This is a genomic window from Acidaminobacter sp. JC074 (assembly GCF_022496765.1).
Classification (GTDB): Bacteria; Bacillota; Clostridia; order Peptostreptococcales; family Acidaminobacteraceae; genus JABXKX01.
On the sequence record NZ_VANV01000016.1, the window covers coordinates 1 to 16759 of the forward strand.

The 16759-nt window shown below is 37.4% G+C and carries 11 protein-coding genes and 17 tRNA genes; 24 read left to right on the forward strand and 4 right to left on the reverse strand.

Annotation, left to right across the window (positions count from 1 at the left end):
- The first annotated feature begins 263 nt into the window (after positions 1-263).
- From EZV73_RS17775 to EZV73_RS17855, 17 genes are all read left to right on the forward strand, one after another.
- Positions 264-351 (forward strand) — tRNA-Leu (locus tag EZV73_RS17775).
- Positions 352-356: 5 nt separating this feature from the next.
- Positions 357-433, forward strand: a tRNA-Asp gene (locus EZV73_RS17780).
- A gap of 20 nt (positions 434-453) precedes the next feature.
- A tRNA-Thr gene (locus tag EZV73_RS17785) sits at positions 454-529 on the forward strand.
- 5 nt (positions 530-534) lie between these two features.
- A tRNA-Tyr gene (locus EZV73_RS17790) sits at positions 535-619 on the forward strand.
- Between the two features lie 6 nt (positions 620-625).
- Positions 626-700, forward strand: a tRNA-Gly gene (locus EZV73_RS17795).
- A 9-nt stretch (positions 701-709) separates the two neighbouring features.
- A tRNA-Arg gene (locus EZV73_RS17800) sits at positions 710-786 on the forward strand.
- An 8-nt stretch (positions 787-794) separates the two neighbouring features.
- Positions 795-869: transfer RNA gene (locus EZV73_RS17805), tRNA-Gln, on the forward strand.
- 8 nt (positions 870-877) lie between these two features.
- Positions 878-953 (forward strand) — tRNA-Lys (locus tag EZV73_RS17810).
- Positions 954-958: 5 nt separating this feature from the next.
- Positions 959-1034: transfer RNA gene (locus EZV73_RS17815), tRNA-Met, on the forward strand.
- 4 nt (positions 1035-1038) lie between these two features.
- A tRNA-Glu gene (locus EZV73_RS17820) sits at positions 1039-1113 on the forward strand.
- A 4-nt stretch (positions 1114-1117) separates the two neighbouring features.
- Positions 1118-1193, forward strand: a tRNA-Val gene (locus EZV73_RS17825).
- Positions 1194-1205: 12 nt separating this feature from the next.
- Positions 1206-1294, forward strand: a tRNA-Ser gene (locus EZV73_RS17830).
- A gap of 19 nt (positions 1295-1313) precedes the next feature.
- A tRNA-Ser gene (locus EZV73_RS17835) sits at positions 1314-1404 on the forward strand.
- Positions 1405-1416: 12 nt separating this feature from the next.
- Positions 1417-1493, forward strand: a tRNA-Ile gene (locus EZV73_RS17840).
- A gap of 15 nt (positions 1494-1508) precedes the next feature.
- Positions 1509-1584 (forward strand) — tRNA-Trp (locus EZV73_RS17845).
- 12 nt (positions 1585-1596) lie between these two features.
- A tRNA-Pro gene (locus EZV73_RS17850) sits at positions 1597-1673 on the forward strand.
- 8 nt (positions 1674-1681) lie between these two features.
- Positions 1682-1757: transfer RNA gene (locus EZV73_RS17855), tRNA-Phe, on the forward strand.
- Between the two features lie 70 nt (positions 1758-1827).
- Here the strand turns inward: EZV73_RS17855 and EZV73_RS17860 are convergent.
- The gene (locus EZV73_RS17860) at positions 1828-2715 is read right to left on the reverse strand and encodes a ribonuclease H-like domain-containing protein (RefSeq protein WP_240841761.1); all 888 of its coding nucleotides are present in this window, start codon (positions 2713-2715) and stop codon (positions 1828-1830) included.
- A 187-nt stretch (positions 2716-2902) separates the two neighbouring features.
- Here EZV73_RS17860 and EZV73_RS17865 point away from each other — a divergent pair, with 187 nt between their 5' ends.
- Complete coding sequence (locus EZV73_RS17865) at positions 2903-3970, forward strand: HD-GYP domain-containing protein (RefSeq protein ID WP_240841762.1); 1068 nt, start codon at positions 2903-2905, stop codon at positions 3968-3970.
- A 35-nt stretch (positions 3971-4005) separates the two neighbouring features.
- On the opposite strand, the gene EZV73_RS17870 is transcribed toward EZV73_RS17865, so the two are convergent.
- Complete coding sequence (locus EZV73_RS17870) at positions 4006-5001, reverse strand: asparaginase (protein WP_240841763.1); 996 nt, start codon at positions 4999-5001, stop codon at positions 4006-4008.
- 149 nt (positions 5002-5150) lie between these two features.
- Here EZV73_RS17870 and EZV73_RS17875 point away from each other — a divergent pair, with 149 nt between their 5' ends.
- Entirely contained in the window at positions 5151-6290 is a 1140-nt protein-coding gene (locus EZV73_RS17875; RefSeq protein ID WP_240841764.1) for a cysteine desulfurase family protein, read from the forward strand.
- Between the two features lies 1 nt (position 6291).
- Entirely contained in the window at positions 6292-7467 is a 1176-nt protein-coding gene (gene thiI / locus EZV73_RS17880) for a tRNA uracil 4-sulfurtransferase ThiI (protein WP_240841765.1), read from the forward strand.
- Between the two features lie 28 nt (positions 7468-7495).
- Here thiI and EZV73_RS17885 read toward each other — a convergent pair whose 3' ends face one another.
- A complete protein-coding gene (locus EZV73_RS17885) occupies positions 7496-10921 on the reverse strand; it encodes a transglycosylase domain-containing protein (RefSeq protein WP_240841766.1) in 3426 nt (1141 codons plus the stop codon).
- 220 nt (positions 10922-11141) lie between these two features.
- Here EZV73_RS17885 and hflX point away from each other — a divergent pair, with 220 nt between their 5' ends.
- The 4 genes from hflX (at position 11142) to deoC (ending at position 15719) form a co-directional block, all read left to right on the forward strand.
- Positions 11142-12446, forward strand: a complete 1305-nt coding sequence (gene hflX / locus EZV73_RS17890; RefSeq protein WP_240841767.1) for a GTPase HflX — start codon at positions 11142-11144, stop codon at positions 12444-12446.
- Between the two features lie 105 nt (positions 12447-12551).
- Positions 12552-14129 (forward strand): ribosomal protection-like ABC-F family protein, encoded by a 1578-nt coding sequence (abc-f, locus tag EZV73_RS17895; RefSeq protein WP_330637171.1) that lies wholly within the window; start codon positions 12552-12554, stop codon positions 14127-14129.
- Positions 14130-14456: 327 nt separating this feature from the next.
- A complete protein-coding gene (gene pduL, locus EZV73_RS17900; RefSeq protein ID WP_240841768.1) occupies positions 14457-15029 on the forward strand; it encodes a phosphate propanoyltransferase in 573 nt (190 codons plus the stop codon).
- 24 nt (positions 15030-15053) lie between these two features.
- On the forward strand, positions 15054-15719 hold the full coding sequence (gene deoC, locus EZV73_RS17905; protein ID WP_240841769.1) for a deoxyribose-phosphate aldolase: 666 nt from the start codon (positions 15054-15056) through the stop codon (positions 15717-15719).
- Between the two features lie 65 nt (positions 15720-15784).
- On the opposite strand, the gene EZV73_RS17910 is transcribed toward deoC, so the two are convergent.
- The gene (locus EZV73_RS17910) at positions 15785-16750 is read right to left on the reverse strand and encodes a hypothetical protein (RefSeq protein ID WP_240841770.1); all 966 of its coding nucleotides are present in this window, start codon (positions 16748-16750) and stop codon (positions 15785-15787) included.
- Positions 16751-16759 lie beyond the last annotated feature (9 nt).

A 16759-nucleotide genomic window follows, 5' to 3' on the forward strand; every position in this document is an offset into this window, starting at 1 on the left:
ATCTGGTTGATAGGTCTAAGCTGTAAGCGTAGCAATATGTTTAGGTGATAGATACTAATAGGTCGAGGACTTGACCAAATAACGGCGTAGCGTAAGCGAAGTCGTATGAGCGATATCACGCAAGTGATTAGCGAAAGAGAATTGTAAAACTTGAAATTCATATATGCAATCTTCAGAGAATATCTGAAAACCACTTGACACTAAGACAAAGTTTTGTTAAACTAATCTAGTCGCAAGTTGAGGATGCAAATCCAATAAAATATGCCGAGGTGGCGGAACTGGCAGACGCACAGGACTTAAAATCCTGCGATCATTGCGATCGTACCGGTTCGATTCCGGTCCTCGGCACCAAATGCGGTCCAGTAGTTCAGTTGGCTAGAACGCCAGCCTGTCACGCTGGAGGTCGACGGTTCGAGCCCGTTCTGGATCGCCATTTTTTTTAACTTAAAACATGCTAGTGTGGCTCAATTGGTAGAGCAGCTGACTTGTAATCAGCAGGTTGGGGGTTCAAGTCCCTTCACTAGCTCCATATGTGGTGGGGTTCCCGAGTGGCCAAAGGGGACGGACTGTAAATCCGTTGGCAGCGCCTTCGAAGGTTCGAATCCTTCTCCCACCACCAAATTTTGCAGAAGTGGCTCAGTGGTAGAGCATCGCCTTGCCAAGGCGAGGGTCGCGGGTTCAAATCCCGTCTTCTGCTCCAGGAAAACACGCGTTCATAGCTCAGCTGGATAGAGCAACGGCCTTCTAAGCCGTAGGTCTGGGGTTCGAATCCCTGTGGACGCGCCATTTTTTATTGGGGATTCGCCAAGCGGTAAGGCACTGGACTTTGACTCCACTATGCACAGGTTCGAATCCTGTATCCCCAGCCATTCTATTTGGTCCATTAGCTCAGTCGGTAGAGCATCTGACTTTTAATCAGGGTGTCCCGCGTTCGAGTCGCGGATGGATCACCATATTTCGCGGAGTGGAGCAGTTGGCAGCTCGTCGGGCTCATAACCCGGAGGTCGTAGGTTCGAGTCCTGCCTCCGCAACCAGAATGGCCCCTTGGTCAAGCGGTTAAGACACCGCCCTTTCACGGCGGTAACAGGGGTTCGATTCCCCTAGGGGTCACCATATTGGGAGTATAGCTCAGTTGGGAGAGCATCTGCCTTACAAGCAGAGGGTCACAGGTTCAAGTCCTGTTACTCCCACCATTTAAATATAATGCAGAGGTACCGAAGTGGTCATAACGGGGCGGTCTTGAAAACCGTTAGGGTGCAAGCCCACGTGGGTTCGAATCCCACCCTCTGCGCCATATTTTATTTAGAAGGCACGGAGAAGTACTCAAGTGGCTGAAGAGGCGCCCCTGCTAAGGGTGTAGGTCGTTCACGCGGCGCGGAGGTTCAAATCCTCTCTTCTCCGCCAAACTTTTAATCAGGACCTTTAGCTCAGCTGGTTAGAGCGCCCGGCTCATAACCGGACGGTCCGGGGTTCGAGTCCCTGAAGGTCCACCATTCAATTTCATACGCAGGGGTGTAGCTCAGTTGGTAGAGCAGTGGTCTCCAAAACCACGTGTCGAGGGTTCAAGTCCTTTCACCCCTGCCATTTTTTTTATATCGGGGTGTAGCGCAGTTTGGTAGCGCATCTGGTTTGGGACCAGAGGGTCGCGGGTTCAAATCCTGCCACCCCGACCATAAAATATGCCCAAGTAGCTCAGTCGGTAGAGCAAGGGACTGAAAATCCCTGTGTCGGTGGTTCGATTCCGCCCTTGGGCACCAACTTAAAAAGGCCGTTCATTTCTAGTAAATGGGCGGTTTTTTACGTATAAAAAAAAGGAGAAATCTCCTTTTATGGCTTATTCAGATACTCTTTTAAAATGTGTTTTATACTAGTTAAGGTCTGTCCCTTTGATGTTACTTCATACTTGACTTGGTCTTCATAACTTAAGTCATTAAAGTTTTCGTGAAGAAAGTCCATTAAATCAATGTCAATAAAGGATCTATCACTGATTTGGAATAATGGAATTCTCATTTTAACTGTCTTGTTTTGGATAACAACATCGTAGTGGTCTTGATAATCGAGTATAGGAAAGTAGTCTTTAAGATGATAAAAATCTACTTCTATATAGCTTTCATATGCCAGATATTTGGTGCAGGTGATTAAGCCTAAGTCATCACTATTATAAGTAAATGGGTAATATTTCTCTATAATGTCCATGGGAATATGGTTGAGAATCTGAAATGTAGGAATCATGTACTCAATGTCGTCTGAATTATGTAATAGTATGATATCTCTGAGTTCCTCGGAAGGTTCATGCTCGTATCTATCGTATAACGCCACACTTTCTTTGCCAGAAATCTGGTCTTCTCTATATATGCCTAAGTATTCCTCGATATTCTTAAGTTTATAAGACTCTAAATTTAATTCTTTCTTTGAAGATCTTATAACACGATATAAGTCAAAGTTAATACTGTCATTAATTTGATAATCCATTTTATGCGCTTTGTAACGTTTGTTAAGATAGGGAATATCAAAGGCATAACCATTATAAGTTATAAGCATATGATCTTCTTTTATGTAGTTTTGAAGCGCCTTAAGCAGTTCGTGTTCTTCACTTCTATGATCACAAAATATCTGTGTTAGAAGCCACTTGTTTTCGTCCTTGTAAATGATACCAACTAAGATAACTTGCGTGTATTTGGGACTTAATCCTGTGGTTTCGATATCTAGAATCATATATTTATCAGAATCATAATTTTCATTAAGAAAATCTGGAAAATCTGCCGATAATTCTTTTGTGTAAATGTAAATAATATCACTCCTTTTCTACATCTTAAAGGAGATAATTGAGAATAGCAATGTATATGACACATATTGTAATATTGTGTTATACTATTATTAGGAGTTAGAGGGGAGAAGATGTATGCAGTTAATTGCAGTTGATGAATTAAGAGAAGGTATGGTTTTGGCTCAAGATGTTGTATCTGATGCTTTTGTGAACATAGTGACAGAATCAACAATCGTAACGCAAGACATTATAGATAAATTGGAGAAACTGGATATAGAATTTGTTTATGTTCATTCTGAAATGGTAACAAACGACGAAGTTGATTTTAGTGAAAGTGAACCCGTATTTGATAACCTTGAAGATGAAAAAGCGCTTAACTACAATTTCAACAAGACTGTAGATAAGATTAAAAATATTTTTAATGATCTTAAGTTTGGTGTTGCAGATATAAAGGCTGAAATGGATGGCACATTAGATCCTTTATTAAGTGGTATCATCACAAACAATAACATTCTGTCTAGTCTTAGATGTATGAAGTATGATGATGACTATACATTAAAACATTCTGTAAATGTTGGTTTACTTGCTGCCATGATCGGCAAGTGGTATGGCTTGAATGATCATCAGGTGTCTGAACTTGCACTTGCTGGTACTTTACATGATGTAGGTAAATCTAAGATTCCTAGATATATCTTAAACAAACCTAGTGAATTGACCGCTCAGGAGTTTGGGATTGCCAAACAACATGTTGTATACGGCTATGAGATTTTAAAGGAAAGCCGAGGCTTTTCCGATGAGATATGTGAAGGTGTTTTATACCATCATGAACGTTTTAATGGCCTAGGCTATCCCCAGGCAATCAAAGGACAGTCCATTCCATTATATGCAAGAATAATCGCCATAGCAGATGTATTTGATGCTCTGACAAATGATAAGGTTTATCGTGGTAAGATATCACCATTTTTAGCTGCAGATGTCATTAAGTCAATGAGCTTTGAGGAGCTAGATCCTCAAATAAGTAATCTGTTTCTTAAGAAAATCGCAGAGTTTTATGTGGGTAATAAAGTACTTCTTTCTACAGGGGAAGAGGGAGAGATTATTTACTTGAACAAGTTCTCTTTAACAAAGCCACTTGTTCAAATCGGTGAAAAGTTTGTAGATTTATCTATGAAAACAGATGTAAAAATAAAAGAGGTATTATAAAAGAAGGGTTAAAAAACCCTTCTATTTTAATACTTTTATTTTTTGTAGTATTCACTTTCAAAGATATCTTTGATTTCATTCATATCTTGTGTAGTAGAAAGTGCCAACATCAATTTAATTCTTGCCTTCTGACCATTTAAATCTCCGCCGAAAATCGCGCCTAAATCATGGATCATCTTACCGCCACCTTCGTAACCATAAGAGTCTAGAACACGTCCCATAGGGCATCTAGAAACGATTATTACAGGGATATTCTTATCAACTGCATTCTTAATACCATCAAGCATGCCTGGAGGCAGGTTGCCTCTACCCATAGCTTCTATAATAATACCTTTAGAGCCTTCTTGAATACAGAAGTTGATCATCTTTGAGTCCATGCCTGCAACACTTTTTATGATGTCTACATTGGATTCAACGTTTTCAGTTAAGATATGACCATGTGACATAATATCACGATAGAAGATAACTTCATCATTATCAACTATACCTAGGGGACCAAATGAAAAAGATTTGAATGTATCTAAACTCATGGTATGTGTTTTGGTTACCTCTCTAGCTGAGTTAACTTCGTTGTTCAGAACAACCAATACACCCTTATTTCTCGCCTGATCAGATACAGCCGTACAGATAGCTGCTGATAAATTACTTGGTCCATCATAACCAAGTTCTGAAGCATTTCTCATAGAACCAACAACAATGATTGGCTTATCAGACTGAATATTTAAGTCTAAGAAGAATGCTGTTTCTTCAAGTGAATCAGTGCCATGCGTAATAATGACGCCTGAAATATCATCTCTTGCAATTGTTTCTTTAACGGTCTTAGAAAGTTCCATCATTAACTCTGGCGTCATATGTGGCCCAGGGATACGTGCAAATGGTACAATTTCTATTTCTGCAATCTTATCAATATTTGTAACAAGTGACATAATTTCTTCACTACTCATTGCTGGAATTGCAGCAGATAGACGTTTATCTACTTTCATAGAAATCGTTCCACCTGTAAAAATAGCAGCTACTTTTTTCTTACTCATAGTTTAACCCACCTTATCCTTTAATTAAAATCACTAACAGTATAACCGATTCTAATGAATTATGAAATACTTTTATTCAAATATTGCAATGTCTTTACAAATGACTGGTCTTGGATTAGAATAGTAGAAGACTTAGAAAGAAGGAAAAGATGAAAGCGTATTTAGATAATGGGGCAACAACAGTTGTTTCAAAGGAAATCGTTGAAAAAATGAATCAGCTTTATACGGATATGTACGGCAATCCATCATCCATGCATCAGATGGGTGTAGAAACTGAAAAGCTGATCAAAGAAGTTAAAAGAACACTTGCAAAAGGTATAAAGGCTTCACCGGATGAAATCATATTTACTTCTGGTGGTACCGAAGCCAACAACCTTGCCATTCAAGGCTACTTAAGGACGACTAGAAAAAAACATTTGATTACAAGTATGATAGAACATCCTTCTGTCTTAAATGTATTTGAATTCTATGAAAACCAAGGTTATGAGGTTACTTATTTAAAGGTAGATGAAAAGGGTCATATCAGCTTGGAAGAGCTTAGGGAAAGTCTTAGAGAGGATACAGCCCTAGTAAGCATTATGTATGTCAACAACGAGCTGGGTTCTATTCAGGATTTACAAGCAGTATCTAGACTAATAAAAAAACATTCTAAGGCAGTCTTTCACGTTGATGCTGTCCAAGCGCTTGGAAAAGTTGAGTGTCATGTGAAAAAACATGGAATAGATATGATGACTATGTCCAGTCATAAGATTCATGGACCTATGGGTGTTGGTGCCTTATATATAAAGAAGGACATTTCAATCAAACCCTTATTTATAGGTGGTGGTCAGCAAAAGGCCATTAGACCGGGGACTGAAAACGCACCTGGCGTCGTTGGATTTGGTGAGGCTTTAAAAGCCGCATTTGATGGACTAGCTGGTAACCAGGCTCAAATGATTGAGCTTAGAGATTATTTTATCAAGTGTGTTTTAGAGATTCCCCAGGCCAAGTTAAATGGTAAGTGTGATGCACCTCATATCATTAATGTATCATTTCCCAACATGAGGGGAGAAGTTCTGCTTCATACATTAGAGAGTAAAAACATCTATGTTTCTACAGGTTCGGCGTGTGCTTCTAAGAACAAGTCATACAGCCATGTACTTGAAGCCATTGGCTTAGATGATAAACATAAAGAAGGTGCTATAAGATTCAGTTTGTCAAAGTATACAACAAAAGATGAACTTGATTATGCGATTAAAAATTTAAAAGAAAGTATATTGGAATTAGATTCAATTATAAAAGGGAGATAATATGGAGACCATTGTAGTTAGATATGGTGAAATAGCATTAAAAGGTAAGAATAGAGACACCTTTGAAAATGCCTTGATTAGAGACATTAGAGAAAGACTGTCTCACATAGAAGATATAAAGTTAAAAAGATTTCATGGCAGAATGTACGTTGACCACCATGATTATGATTTTGAAGAGGTAGCAGACATTTTAACACATACTTTTGGTATTGTGTCGATCAGTCCAGTTGCCAAGTGTGACTTGACTGTAGAGGCTATGTTTGAAACAGCTCAAAGACAAGTAGAAGAACTCTTAGAGGAAAGACCTTCTTTTTCTTTTAAAGTAGAAGCAAGAAGATCCAACAAAGGCTTCCATTTAAAATCACCAGAAATCAGCAAAAGAGTTGGTGGTTATATCAATCAAACATTTAAAGATGAATTAAATGTAGATGTTCATAATCCTGATATTGTTATCAACATTGAAGTCCGTGAACAAGTTTACATTTATACAAAGTCTTTGCCTGGTTTAGGTGGCATGCCATATAGAACGGCGGGCAAGGGGATGCTTTTACTATCGGGTGGTATAGATAGTCCTGTAGCAGGTTATTTGATGGCTAAACGTGGCGTTCAATTAGAAGCGGTACATTTTCATTCATATCCATTTACTTCGGATAGAGCCCAAGAAAAAGTACTTGACTTAGCAAGAAAGTTAACAAGATACATTGGTGAAATTAGGGTACACAGTGTCAATCTTTTAGAGATTCAAAAAGCAATCAATGAGCATTGTCCGTCTAACGAAATGACCATTTTATCTAGAAGATTTATGATGGCCATTGCAGAAAGAATTGCTTTCAGAAGAAAGTATAAGTGTTTGATAACAGGTGAAAACATAGCCCAGGTTGCTTCTCAAACAATGGAAGGGTTGACAGTAACAAACTCACGTGTTCAATTGCCGGTATTCAGACCTTTGATTGCCTATGACAAGGTTGATATAATCAAAGTAGCCAAAGAGATTGATACATTTGAAACGTCTATCTTGCCATTTGAGGACTGTTGTACAGTATTCTTACCAGATAGGGTCGTTATTAAGCCACAGGTGAAAGACATTGAAGCATCAGAGTCATTATTGGAAGTGGAAGATTTGATTTATAGAGCAGTAAAAGAAAGAGAAGTTATCATTTTAAGACATGATGATTAGAAAAGGACTCCGAATCGGAGTCCTTTTTTTAGTCATTGTTTGTATCTGTATTGGTATCCGTACCTTCTTCACTTTGACCTTGTTCTTCTTGAGTTCGTCTAAAGATTTCCTCAATCTGCTTAGCCGGATCAGTGATGTAGAGTACATTGTATTCATCTGGCTTGATTTGTTGGCCTGATGGTAATACAATTGTTTGATCTATTAGTACTTCAGTACCTTCTGGAATAAAGATAAACTCACCATTTTCTAGAAGCAAGTTGTAATCTCTAATGAATAGGATACCACTTGGGAATGTTTGAATAACTTTTTCCGCTTTACCATCGTTAACTACAGTAGCTGCATCATGAATATCACATACTTCATGCGGTACAGTATAAAGATAGTCTTGGGTTAAAATTGGATTGCCATGTTTATCAAGCACTTCGTTCGGATCATATTCGTCCAGTCGTGTCCTTAAAACAACCGTCGTTGGGTTTGGACAGTATTCTGAAGCTAGAACATGCTTTTCATTATCTGGGCAAATGACGACTTCCACATGACTGTCATCAATTTCTGTTGGTGCAGTACCTGGAATAAAGAGTTCTCTGTAAACTTGTGAACCAGCTGGATCTAACGCAGAAAGCTCACCAGGTCTTTTACCAGATACTCTATCTACTGAAACTCTTTGTAAACCTTCAGGTTCAACAAAGCCAATGTCTTCTTTACCTTCATGTAGTTTTTCCATAACCACAGACCAGAATCTAGCTGCAGCACCAGAACCATCATCCATTTTTACCCTAACGTCATTACCAAACCAGACAGCACCTGTGTAGTATGGTGTATAACCTACAAAGACAGCGTCACGCTTATCAGAAGTTGTACCTGTCTTACCAGCCATGGTCATACCGTCAAAGTTTGCAGAAGATGATACACCAGTCGTAACTGCAGAAATCATCATGTCTTGTACGATATAGGCAACTTGCTCATCAACAGCACGCTTTTGCTCTGGCACGTTTTCAATAATCACATTACCTGATAGGTCTGTTACTTTAGTAAAGGAAATTGGTTTTGTGTAAATCCCTTGATTGGCATATGTCGCATATGCAGCAGCCAACTCTAAAGGACTGATCCCTTTTGTCATACCACCAAGTGAAACCGCTGATAAGTTCATATCATTGGTTGGTCCTTCAGTGACTATAGAAGTAATACCTAAGTTTTGTAAATGGTTGATAACATTTTCAACACCAACAGCTTGAGAAAGTTTAACAGCAAGTACGTTTACTGAGTATTCAATACCAGCTCTTAGGTTCATTCTACCTCTGTACTTAAATTGGTTACTTTCATACCAGTTGTATGGCCATCTGGTTTCAGGTGCTTTATCATTTAAGAATGAAGGCACATCATCCAAAACAGTAGCAGCAGTAAATTGTTTACTGTCAATGGCTACAGAATATGGACCAATCGGCTTAATACTTGAACCTGGCTGTTGAGGTGATAAGGCTCTGTTAAAGATGTTTTTACCATATGATTCTCTACCACCTACTACGGCCTTTATTTGGCCAGTCGCATTATCTAAAATAACAAACGCAGATTGTGGCTGAATTTCACCACGTGCATTGATAAAGTACTTGTCTTCTGAAATTAAGATGTCGCCATTATCATCAAACTCAAAGAAATCAGGATGATCTTTAAAGAATGACTTGTCGATGACTAAGTTACCATCCACTTTTGATTTATAGCCATCTGGTATCATTACATCTTTACCAAGATAGATATAGAAGTCTGAAATATTGTTGTATTTTACACCGTCAATCCAGTCTGTACCAACTGACAATTCATTGTATCTGAACACTTTTGAAACAACTACCTGAACTCTGTCAGGTTGTTGGTAGAATTCTAAACCATGATTTTTTAGAATAACCATGTTGTCATTGCTGTCATAATAGTAGAATTCATTTTTGATAACCAGTTCTTTGTCATCGTTAACAAGGTTGTCGTAGTGGTATAGTAAAACCCTACTAGAGTCGTCGTATAAGATGTTGTTGTTTTCATCAAATCTTACAGCAGCTCTTGGGAATAAACCATCATTACTCATAAGACCTAGCTCATCTAAAGCTTTCTTAAGAGTGACAACATCTTCACTGGTATAACCAAGCTTATAAACATCTTGAGAAAAATCTTCTGCACTAGCAGAGGTTTGCTCGATGATATTAGCAAGGGTATTAGGACCCGCAATACCATCTTGAGATAAAGAGTTATGGGCTTGGAATGTCTTAACAGCATTGTATGTTGCATTATCGAACTTATTAGAGAAATCAATTGAGTTGTAGATATCCTCTAACTGTTTCTGCATATCATAGTCAATGGTTGCTTCTATGACATAACCTCTGTTATAAAGTTGGAACTGAGCATCTTCTTTTGAAATATCATAGTGGTTAGCCAATGCATCGATTACATCGTCTTTGATCATATCTCCAAAATAAGATGAGATGTAATTGGTTTTTTCAGCAGTGATGTTGATATACTTTGAGATGTCTTCATCTTTAATCTGATACTCTTCTTCTGTAATCATATCATTGGTATACATCTGATAAACAACGTCATTAAAACGTTCTTGAGCTACAGGATTGAATACTAGGGTAAAAGTTTGATCTGAATCATCAAAAATAACATGCTCTTCTGTTACTTGATCCTTATACAATCTTTTAACAGGAGCATAAGTATTTGGGTCTTTCGGTATACCCGCTATTATCGCGGATTCAACCAGTGTTAGATCTTTTGCATCTTTTGAAAAATAGAATCTAGCAGCAGCTTGAACACCATTGTTGTTCATGCCCAGACCGATCTTGTTTAAATAAGCTTCGATGATTTGTTCTTTAGAAAGTGTTCTTTCAAGCAAGATTGCATAATAGGCTTCTTTTATTTTTCTTTCCATTGAGCCTATGCCAGAAAGATACATATTTTTTGCCAATTGCTGTGTGATAGAAGAAGTACCTCTAAAATCACCAGTTCTAGCACCCTCAATGGCTGCACCTGCAAGTCTAATATAGTTGAAACCCTTATGTTCAAAGAAGGTCTTATCTTCAATGGCAGTAATGGCATCAATCATATTTTGACCGATTTCATTGTATTCAATAATGGATCTTGCACCATCATCATCATAAAGTGTTTCTAGGAGTTGTCCGTTTGAATCTACTATAATAGAGTTCTCTGTTAAAGATTCTTCTATAGTTGTAGGGTCTACTTCTGGCACCTCATAGACATAGCCTAAAATGATGTCACAGGCAAAGTAAACGCCAATCATGCCTACCAAAACAATTAATAAAAAGATGTTGCCAAATGTAGCCGTTATTCCATGTATGATAGAACCTAGTGGGCTGCGTTTTTTGTTCTTCTTTTTAGGTTTCCTTGTTTTATTTTTATTAGGACTTGTTTTCTTCTCCGTCTCCTTGTTAGGATTCGATTTTTCCGACATAGTCGCCTCCTTAATTTTCTTTTTACCAGTTAGCATTATACCATAGAGTGTGTTTAATGAGTAATTTAGATGGGTATTATCATATAATTTTAATATTCACAGATAGCATCCATATAAGTGAAAATTTATAAGTAGGCTGGCTTAGCGTAAAAATTTTGTAACATAAGAACATAAGAAAGTATGATAGAATCTAAGTAACCAGGAGAAAGTAGGTGATAAGATGATTTTTAAATCAGATGATAATATAAATGAACAAAGAGCAGTTTTGGTTGGATTTAACCATAACAGCAACAGAAACGAGATTTATATACAAGATTCTATGGAAGAATTACAAGAGCTTGTATATGCAGCAGGGGCTGATGTTTTAGATGTTATTATCCAAAACAAGGCTACAATTGATGTGAGATTTTATATTGGTAAAGGTAAGGTAGAAGAAGTTCGTCTTGCCTGTGAGCAGTTAGGTGCCAATTTAGTTGTTTTCAATGATGAGTTGTCAGGTGCACAGATGAGAAACTTATCGGATGCATTGGAGATAGAAGTTGTTGATAGAACAGCGGTTATCTTAGATATTTTTGCAAAGAGAGCCAAAACCAAAGAAGGTAAATTACAGGTTGAGTTGGCTCAGTTGAAATACAGGTTGCCAAGACTGATCGGTTTTGGTAAAGCTATGTCAAGAGTCGGTGGTTCAAGTGGTGGTGCTGGTGCAGGCATCGGTAATAGAGGACCTGGTGAACAAAAGCTTGAGTTAGACAAAAGACGTATCAATGACCGTATTACAGATATCAGAAGAGAATTGGATGATGTCAGAAAAAACAGGGCTGTTCAGCGTGTTCAGAGAAAGAAGAGTGATTTACCAATTGTTGCACTTGTTGGTTATACCAATGCAGGCAAGTCTACAGTGATGAATTACTTTGTATCCAACAATGCAGAAGACCCTGAGAAAACAGTATTTGAAAAAGACATGCTGTTTGCAACCTTAGAAACAGCCAATCGAAGAGTAGAGTTTGAAGGCAACAAATCTTTGATTCTAACAGACACAGTAGGTTTTGTAAGTAAACTGCCTCATAATCTAGTAGAAGCCTTTAAGGCAACTTTGGAAGAGGTAACAGAAGCTGACTTATTGGTTCATGTAGTAGATGCTTCAAACGAGAAATACCAAATGCAAATTGGTGTGACAGAAAAAGTTCTGAAAGAACTGGGTGTAGAAAATACACCATTTATATATGCTTTTAACAAGATTGATAGGGTGGATGAACATCAGATTCATGAGGAATATCCTGAAGCCTTGTTGATATCTGCAAAGAATGGTACCAACATGGATCTTTTAGTGGATACCATTAAGAAATCGGTTTTTAGTGACTATGTAAGAGTTAAAATGATGATTCCATATGCAGATGGCGCAGTACTCAGTCATTTAATGGAGCAAGCTCAGATCTTTAGTCAGGAGTATGTTGAAGAAGGTACACTTGTAGATGTAGAAGTCTCTACCATCGACAGTGAAAAGTTGAAGAAATATATTTTTTAGGTGATGACATGATTAAGCTAGTTTATTAATAAAACTTGATAAGATATTTTAACTACGGAAAGAAAGCATCTCTTCGGAGGTGCTTTTTACGTACAATTATAGGAGGTGATTAAAACTACTATTCAATTATTAGAAATGGACTTTTTTTATGGTGAGTATTTTAATCCAATATTTGAATCGGTTAATTTGAACCTTGATTTAACGTGGAAACTCGGTTTAATAGGTAGAAACGGACGAGGTAAAACAACCCTTTTAAACTTGATACATGGATCATTAGAGCCAACAAGAGGCAAAGTTGTCGTACCGATTCAGACAGAAATGTTTCCATATGCACATGATGCAACCGGCACATGTCTAGATGTAATCAGAAGGTGCATTGCACCTTTTGATGAATGGGAAAAACTCATGCATGAGTTAGAAGACCATATGACCGAGGCTTCCATGGAGACTTATGGTGATATTTTAGAAGCTTATATGGAGGCAGATGGTTTTATCATCAATGAGCTGATAGAAAAAGAGATGAACCTTATGGGGTTAAGGCTAGACCTACTTGAACTGCCATTTGAGGATTTAAGTGGCGGTGAAAAAACCAAGGTACAGATCATTGCCTTATTCTTAAAAAAGAATAGGTTTCTCTTGTTAGACGAGCCAACCAATCACTTAGACTTAGAAGGTAGACAAACACTATCTAATTATCTGAATCATAAGAGTGGCTTTATCGTTGTATCTCATGACCGCTTGTTTGTCGACGCTATTGTTGATCATATTCTCTCGATTAACAAGAACAACATCTACATTGAAAAAGGTGGTTATACATCATGGCAAGTCAACAAGGACAGGCAAGACTATTATGAATACAAGACTTCTGAGAAACTTAAAAGAGAAATTAAAAATCTAGAAGAGGCGACTAAAAGAACTCGAACATGGTCAGATAATAAGGAAGCTGAGAAAATAGGTAGTGGTGGTGATAAAGGCTATATAGGTGCAAGGGCAAAAGGTATGATGAAAAGGGCTCTGGCCTTTGAAAAAAGGATGAATCAAAATCTTGAAGAAAAGAAAACCCTTCTTAAGAATATGGAAACCCCTCGAGATATTATTCTAAAACAAGGTGAGATTGATATTGAAACACTTGTTGAGGTTAAAAATGTAAGCCTTTCTTATGGGAACCATAGGGTGATAGAAAATTTGTCCTTTAGGATCAACAAGGGAGATCGCATATGGGTCAGGGGGATCAACGGTTCAGGTAAAACCACCTTAATCAAGGCTTTATTAGGTGACTTGAAACCTGAGTCTGGATCTGTTCAAGTACATGAAGGTGTTAAACTGGTTTATTCGTCACAAATACCAAGATGGCAATCGGGTTATCTTTTGGACCATATGAAGGATGAGGGGATTTTGAGACATTGGTTTCAAATGGTTTTAAACTATTTAGATATTGACGACTCCTATTACGATAGACCCATCGAATCTTTTAGTGAAGGTGAGAAAAAGAAGATTGATATCGCAAGGTCTTTAATGGGCAATGATCATGTACTTGTATGGGATGAACCTCTTAACTATGTGGACATTACCATTAGGACACAAATAGAAAAGGCAATCTTAAAATACCAACCGACCATGATATTTGTGGAACACGATGTTTACTTTGGTCAGCATATAGCAACAGATACAATAGACTTATAGAAGTTCAGGCATGTCAGACGACATGCTTGAACTTTTCTTAAGAAGATAAACATATATTAAGATAAGTCCAAGGCCTACTTGTGATTAATCTACAAAGAATAGATACAAAGTAGTGATAATAATTTATTTTTGTACTATTTTCTAGTAATTTAGTGTAGGTTAGAGAAAAAATATAAGAACTTGTTTACACCTGATGATTAGTAGGTATATGTTGAGTGATGATAAATTGATGGAATGCGCGTATTTTTAGTGATTTACATTGACTTTTGTTGCATGGTCGATATAATAATATTGTACAATGTATACAAGATATAAGTGGAGGAAAATATGAGTAAGAAATTAGTACCAGTAGGTTTATCAAACAGACACTGTCACTTAAGCCAAGCTGACATTGATGTATTATTTGGTGAAGGTCATCAGTTAACAAACTTTAAAGACCTTAAGCAACCAGGTCAGTACGCTTGTGAAGAGAAAATTACAGTTGTAGGTCCAAAGGGTTCTTTAACTATGAGAGTATTAGGTCCTGCAAGAAATCAAAGTCAAATCGAAGTATCATTAACAGATGGTTTTGCTTTAGGTGTTAAGCCTCCAGTAAGACAATCAGGTGATTTAGCAGGCAGCCCTGGTGCTAAGTTAGTTGGCCCTAAAGGCGAAGTAGAAATTTCAGAAGGTATTATTGCAGCAGCTAGACACATCCATATGCACACTAGTGATGGTGAAGCATTCGGTATCAAGGACAAGGATATTGTAGATGTAGAGTTCGGTGGCGATAGAGGCGTTGTATTCAAAAACGTTCTTGCTAGAGTTAACGAAGCATTTGCACTTGAGTTCCATGTAGACATCGATGAAGGTAATGCTGCTGGTTTGAAAAACGGTGATGAGGTGGAAATCATCTCTTAATTGAAAATAGCTAGGAGTGATATTATGAATTTAGCAAAGTACATTGATCATACGATCTTAAAGCCAAACGTATCAAGAAATGACGTTATTAAGGTTTGTGATGAAGCAAAAGAGCATGGATTCTTTTCAGTATGTGTAAACCCATGTTTTGTAAAGTTAGTTGCTGATGAATTAAAAGGTTCTGATGTAAAGGTAACTTCAGTTATCGGTTTCCCATTAGGTGCAAACACATCAGCTCTAAAAGCATTAGAAACTAAGCAAGCAATTGTTGATGGTGCAAATGAAATTGATATGGTTATCAACATTTCAGCATTAAAAGATGGTGACTATGACTATGTTTTAAATGATATTAAAGCAGTTGTAGATGCATTAGAAGGCAAAGCAATTTTAAAAGTAATCATTGAAACTTGTCTTTTAACAGATGAAGAAAAGATTAAGGCATGCGAGCTTTCAAAAGAAGCAGGTGCACACTTTGTTAAGACATCAACTGGTTTCTCAACTGGTGGTGCGACTGTAGAAGATGTTGCATTAATGAGAAAAACAGTAGGTCCTGAATTAGGCGTTAAAGCTTCTGGTGGTGTTAGAGATGCAGCTGGTGCTAAAGCTGTTATCGAAGCAGGTGCAACTAGAATTGGTGCTTCTTCATCAGTTTTAATTGTTACTGGTGGTAGATCTGAATCAGATTACTAAGATATATGACAAGGAACTCAACTGAGTTCCTTGTTTTTTATGCAAAAAAACTGCATGGCTGAAGTTTAAGGTTCTATGCTTGAAACTTCTGTTGGAAGGTTTAAAGGCTTTCTATCTTGGAAGCTTATCTTTACTTGAATATCTTCATAAGCATCACATGTTTTATAATATAATCTTGCATTAATATCTATATCCATATTTTCGTTTGGTATCATAATAATTTCTATATAGGAATCTTCAGAAAAGAGCTTTTGAAGCTCGTTTTTATTGTTATCTAAATAGTGGTGAAAAGTGTCATAAAAGTTGTTATTGAGTGATAACATAATTTCGAACAGTTTTCTTGAGTGTAAATGCTGATCCTTTAGGAGCGGATCATGGGCATAGACCTTGTAGAAATCTGAGTACTTATTTTGAATGAAGCTCACTAGCTTTTGGTCTTCTGATATATTCACAAGCATTTTATCGAGCAGTAAAAAAGCTTCATCAATATCTAACTTTACAGTCAGCTCTTCATTATCAAAGCTTCCTTGGTCATAGGCCGTTTTGATGATCTGTCCTAAATGACGGTTGTTAAAATCGATTTGATCCCAGTCGCTAAATAAGATGTCCATAAGTTCTGTGATATTAAAATGCGAATCACTGGTGTAAGTTGACACCACTTGGTCAAGTTCAAGAGACGTCCATGACGCCACAGCCCTATCTTTTAGATAAAGACGATCTTTAGTGATAAAACTTTCATAGTTAAGCTCATTGGACTGGCCGGTGATTTTAATAAAGTCATCTTGGAAAGACAGTAGATTTTGACTTGAGATCGCCTTTGATTCATACAAGACAGCATCCCCAATAGTATGAAATGACAAGTCAAATTTTAGATCAGGCTTGTTCTCTACAACTTCATTGAGTTTATAGGTTAAAAGTGCTCTCGAGCTATGAGACCTAGTGAAAGTAGAAGTCAAAAGTGTCAGGCCTAAAATGACCAGTATAAAAAATACATAGCCAGCTTTTGTAATACGATAATTTCTTATGTTCATTCAAACCCC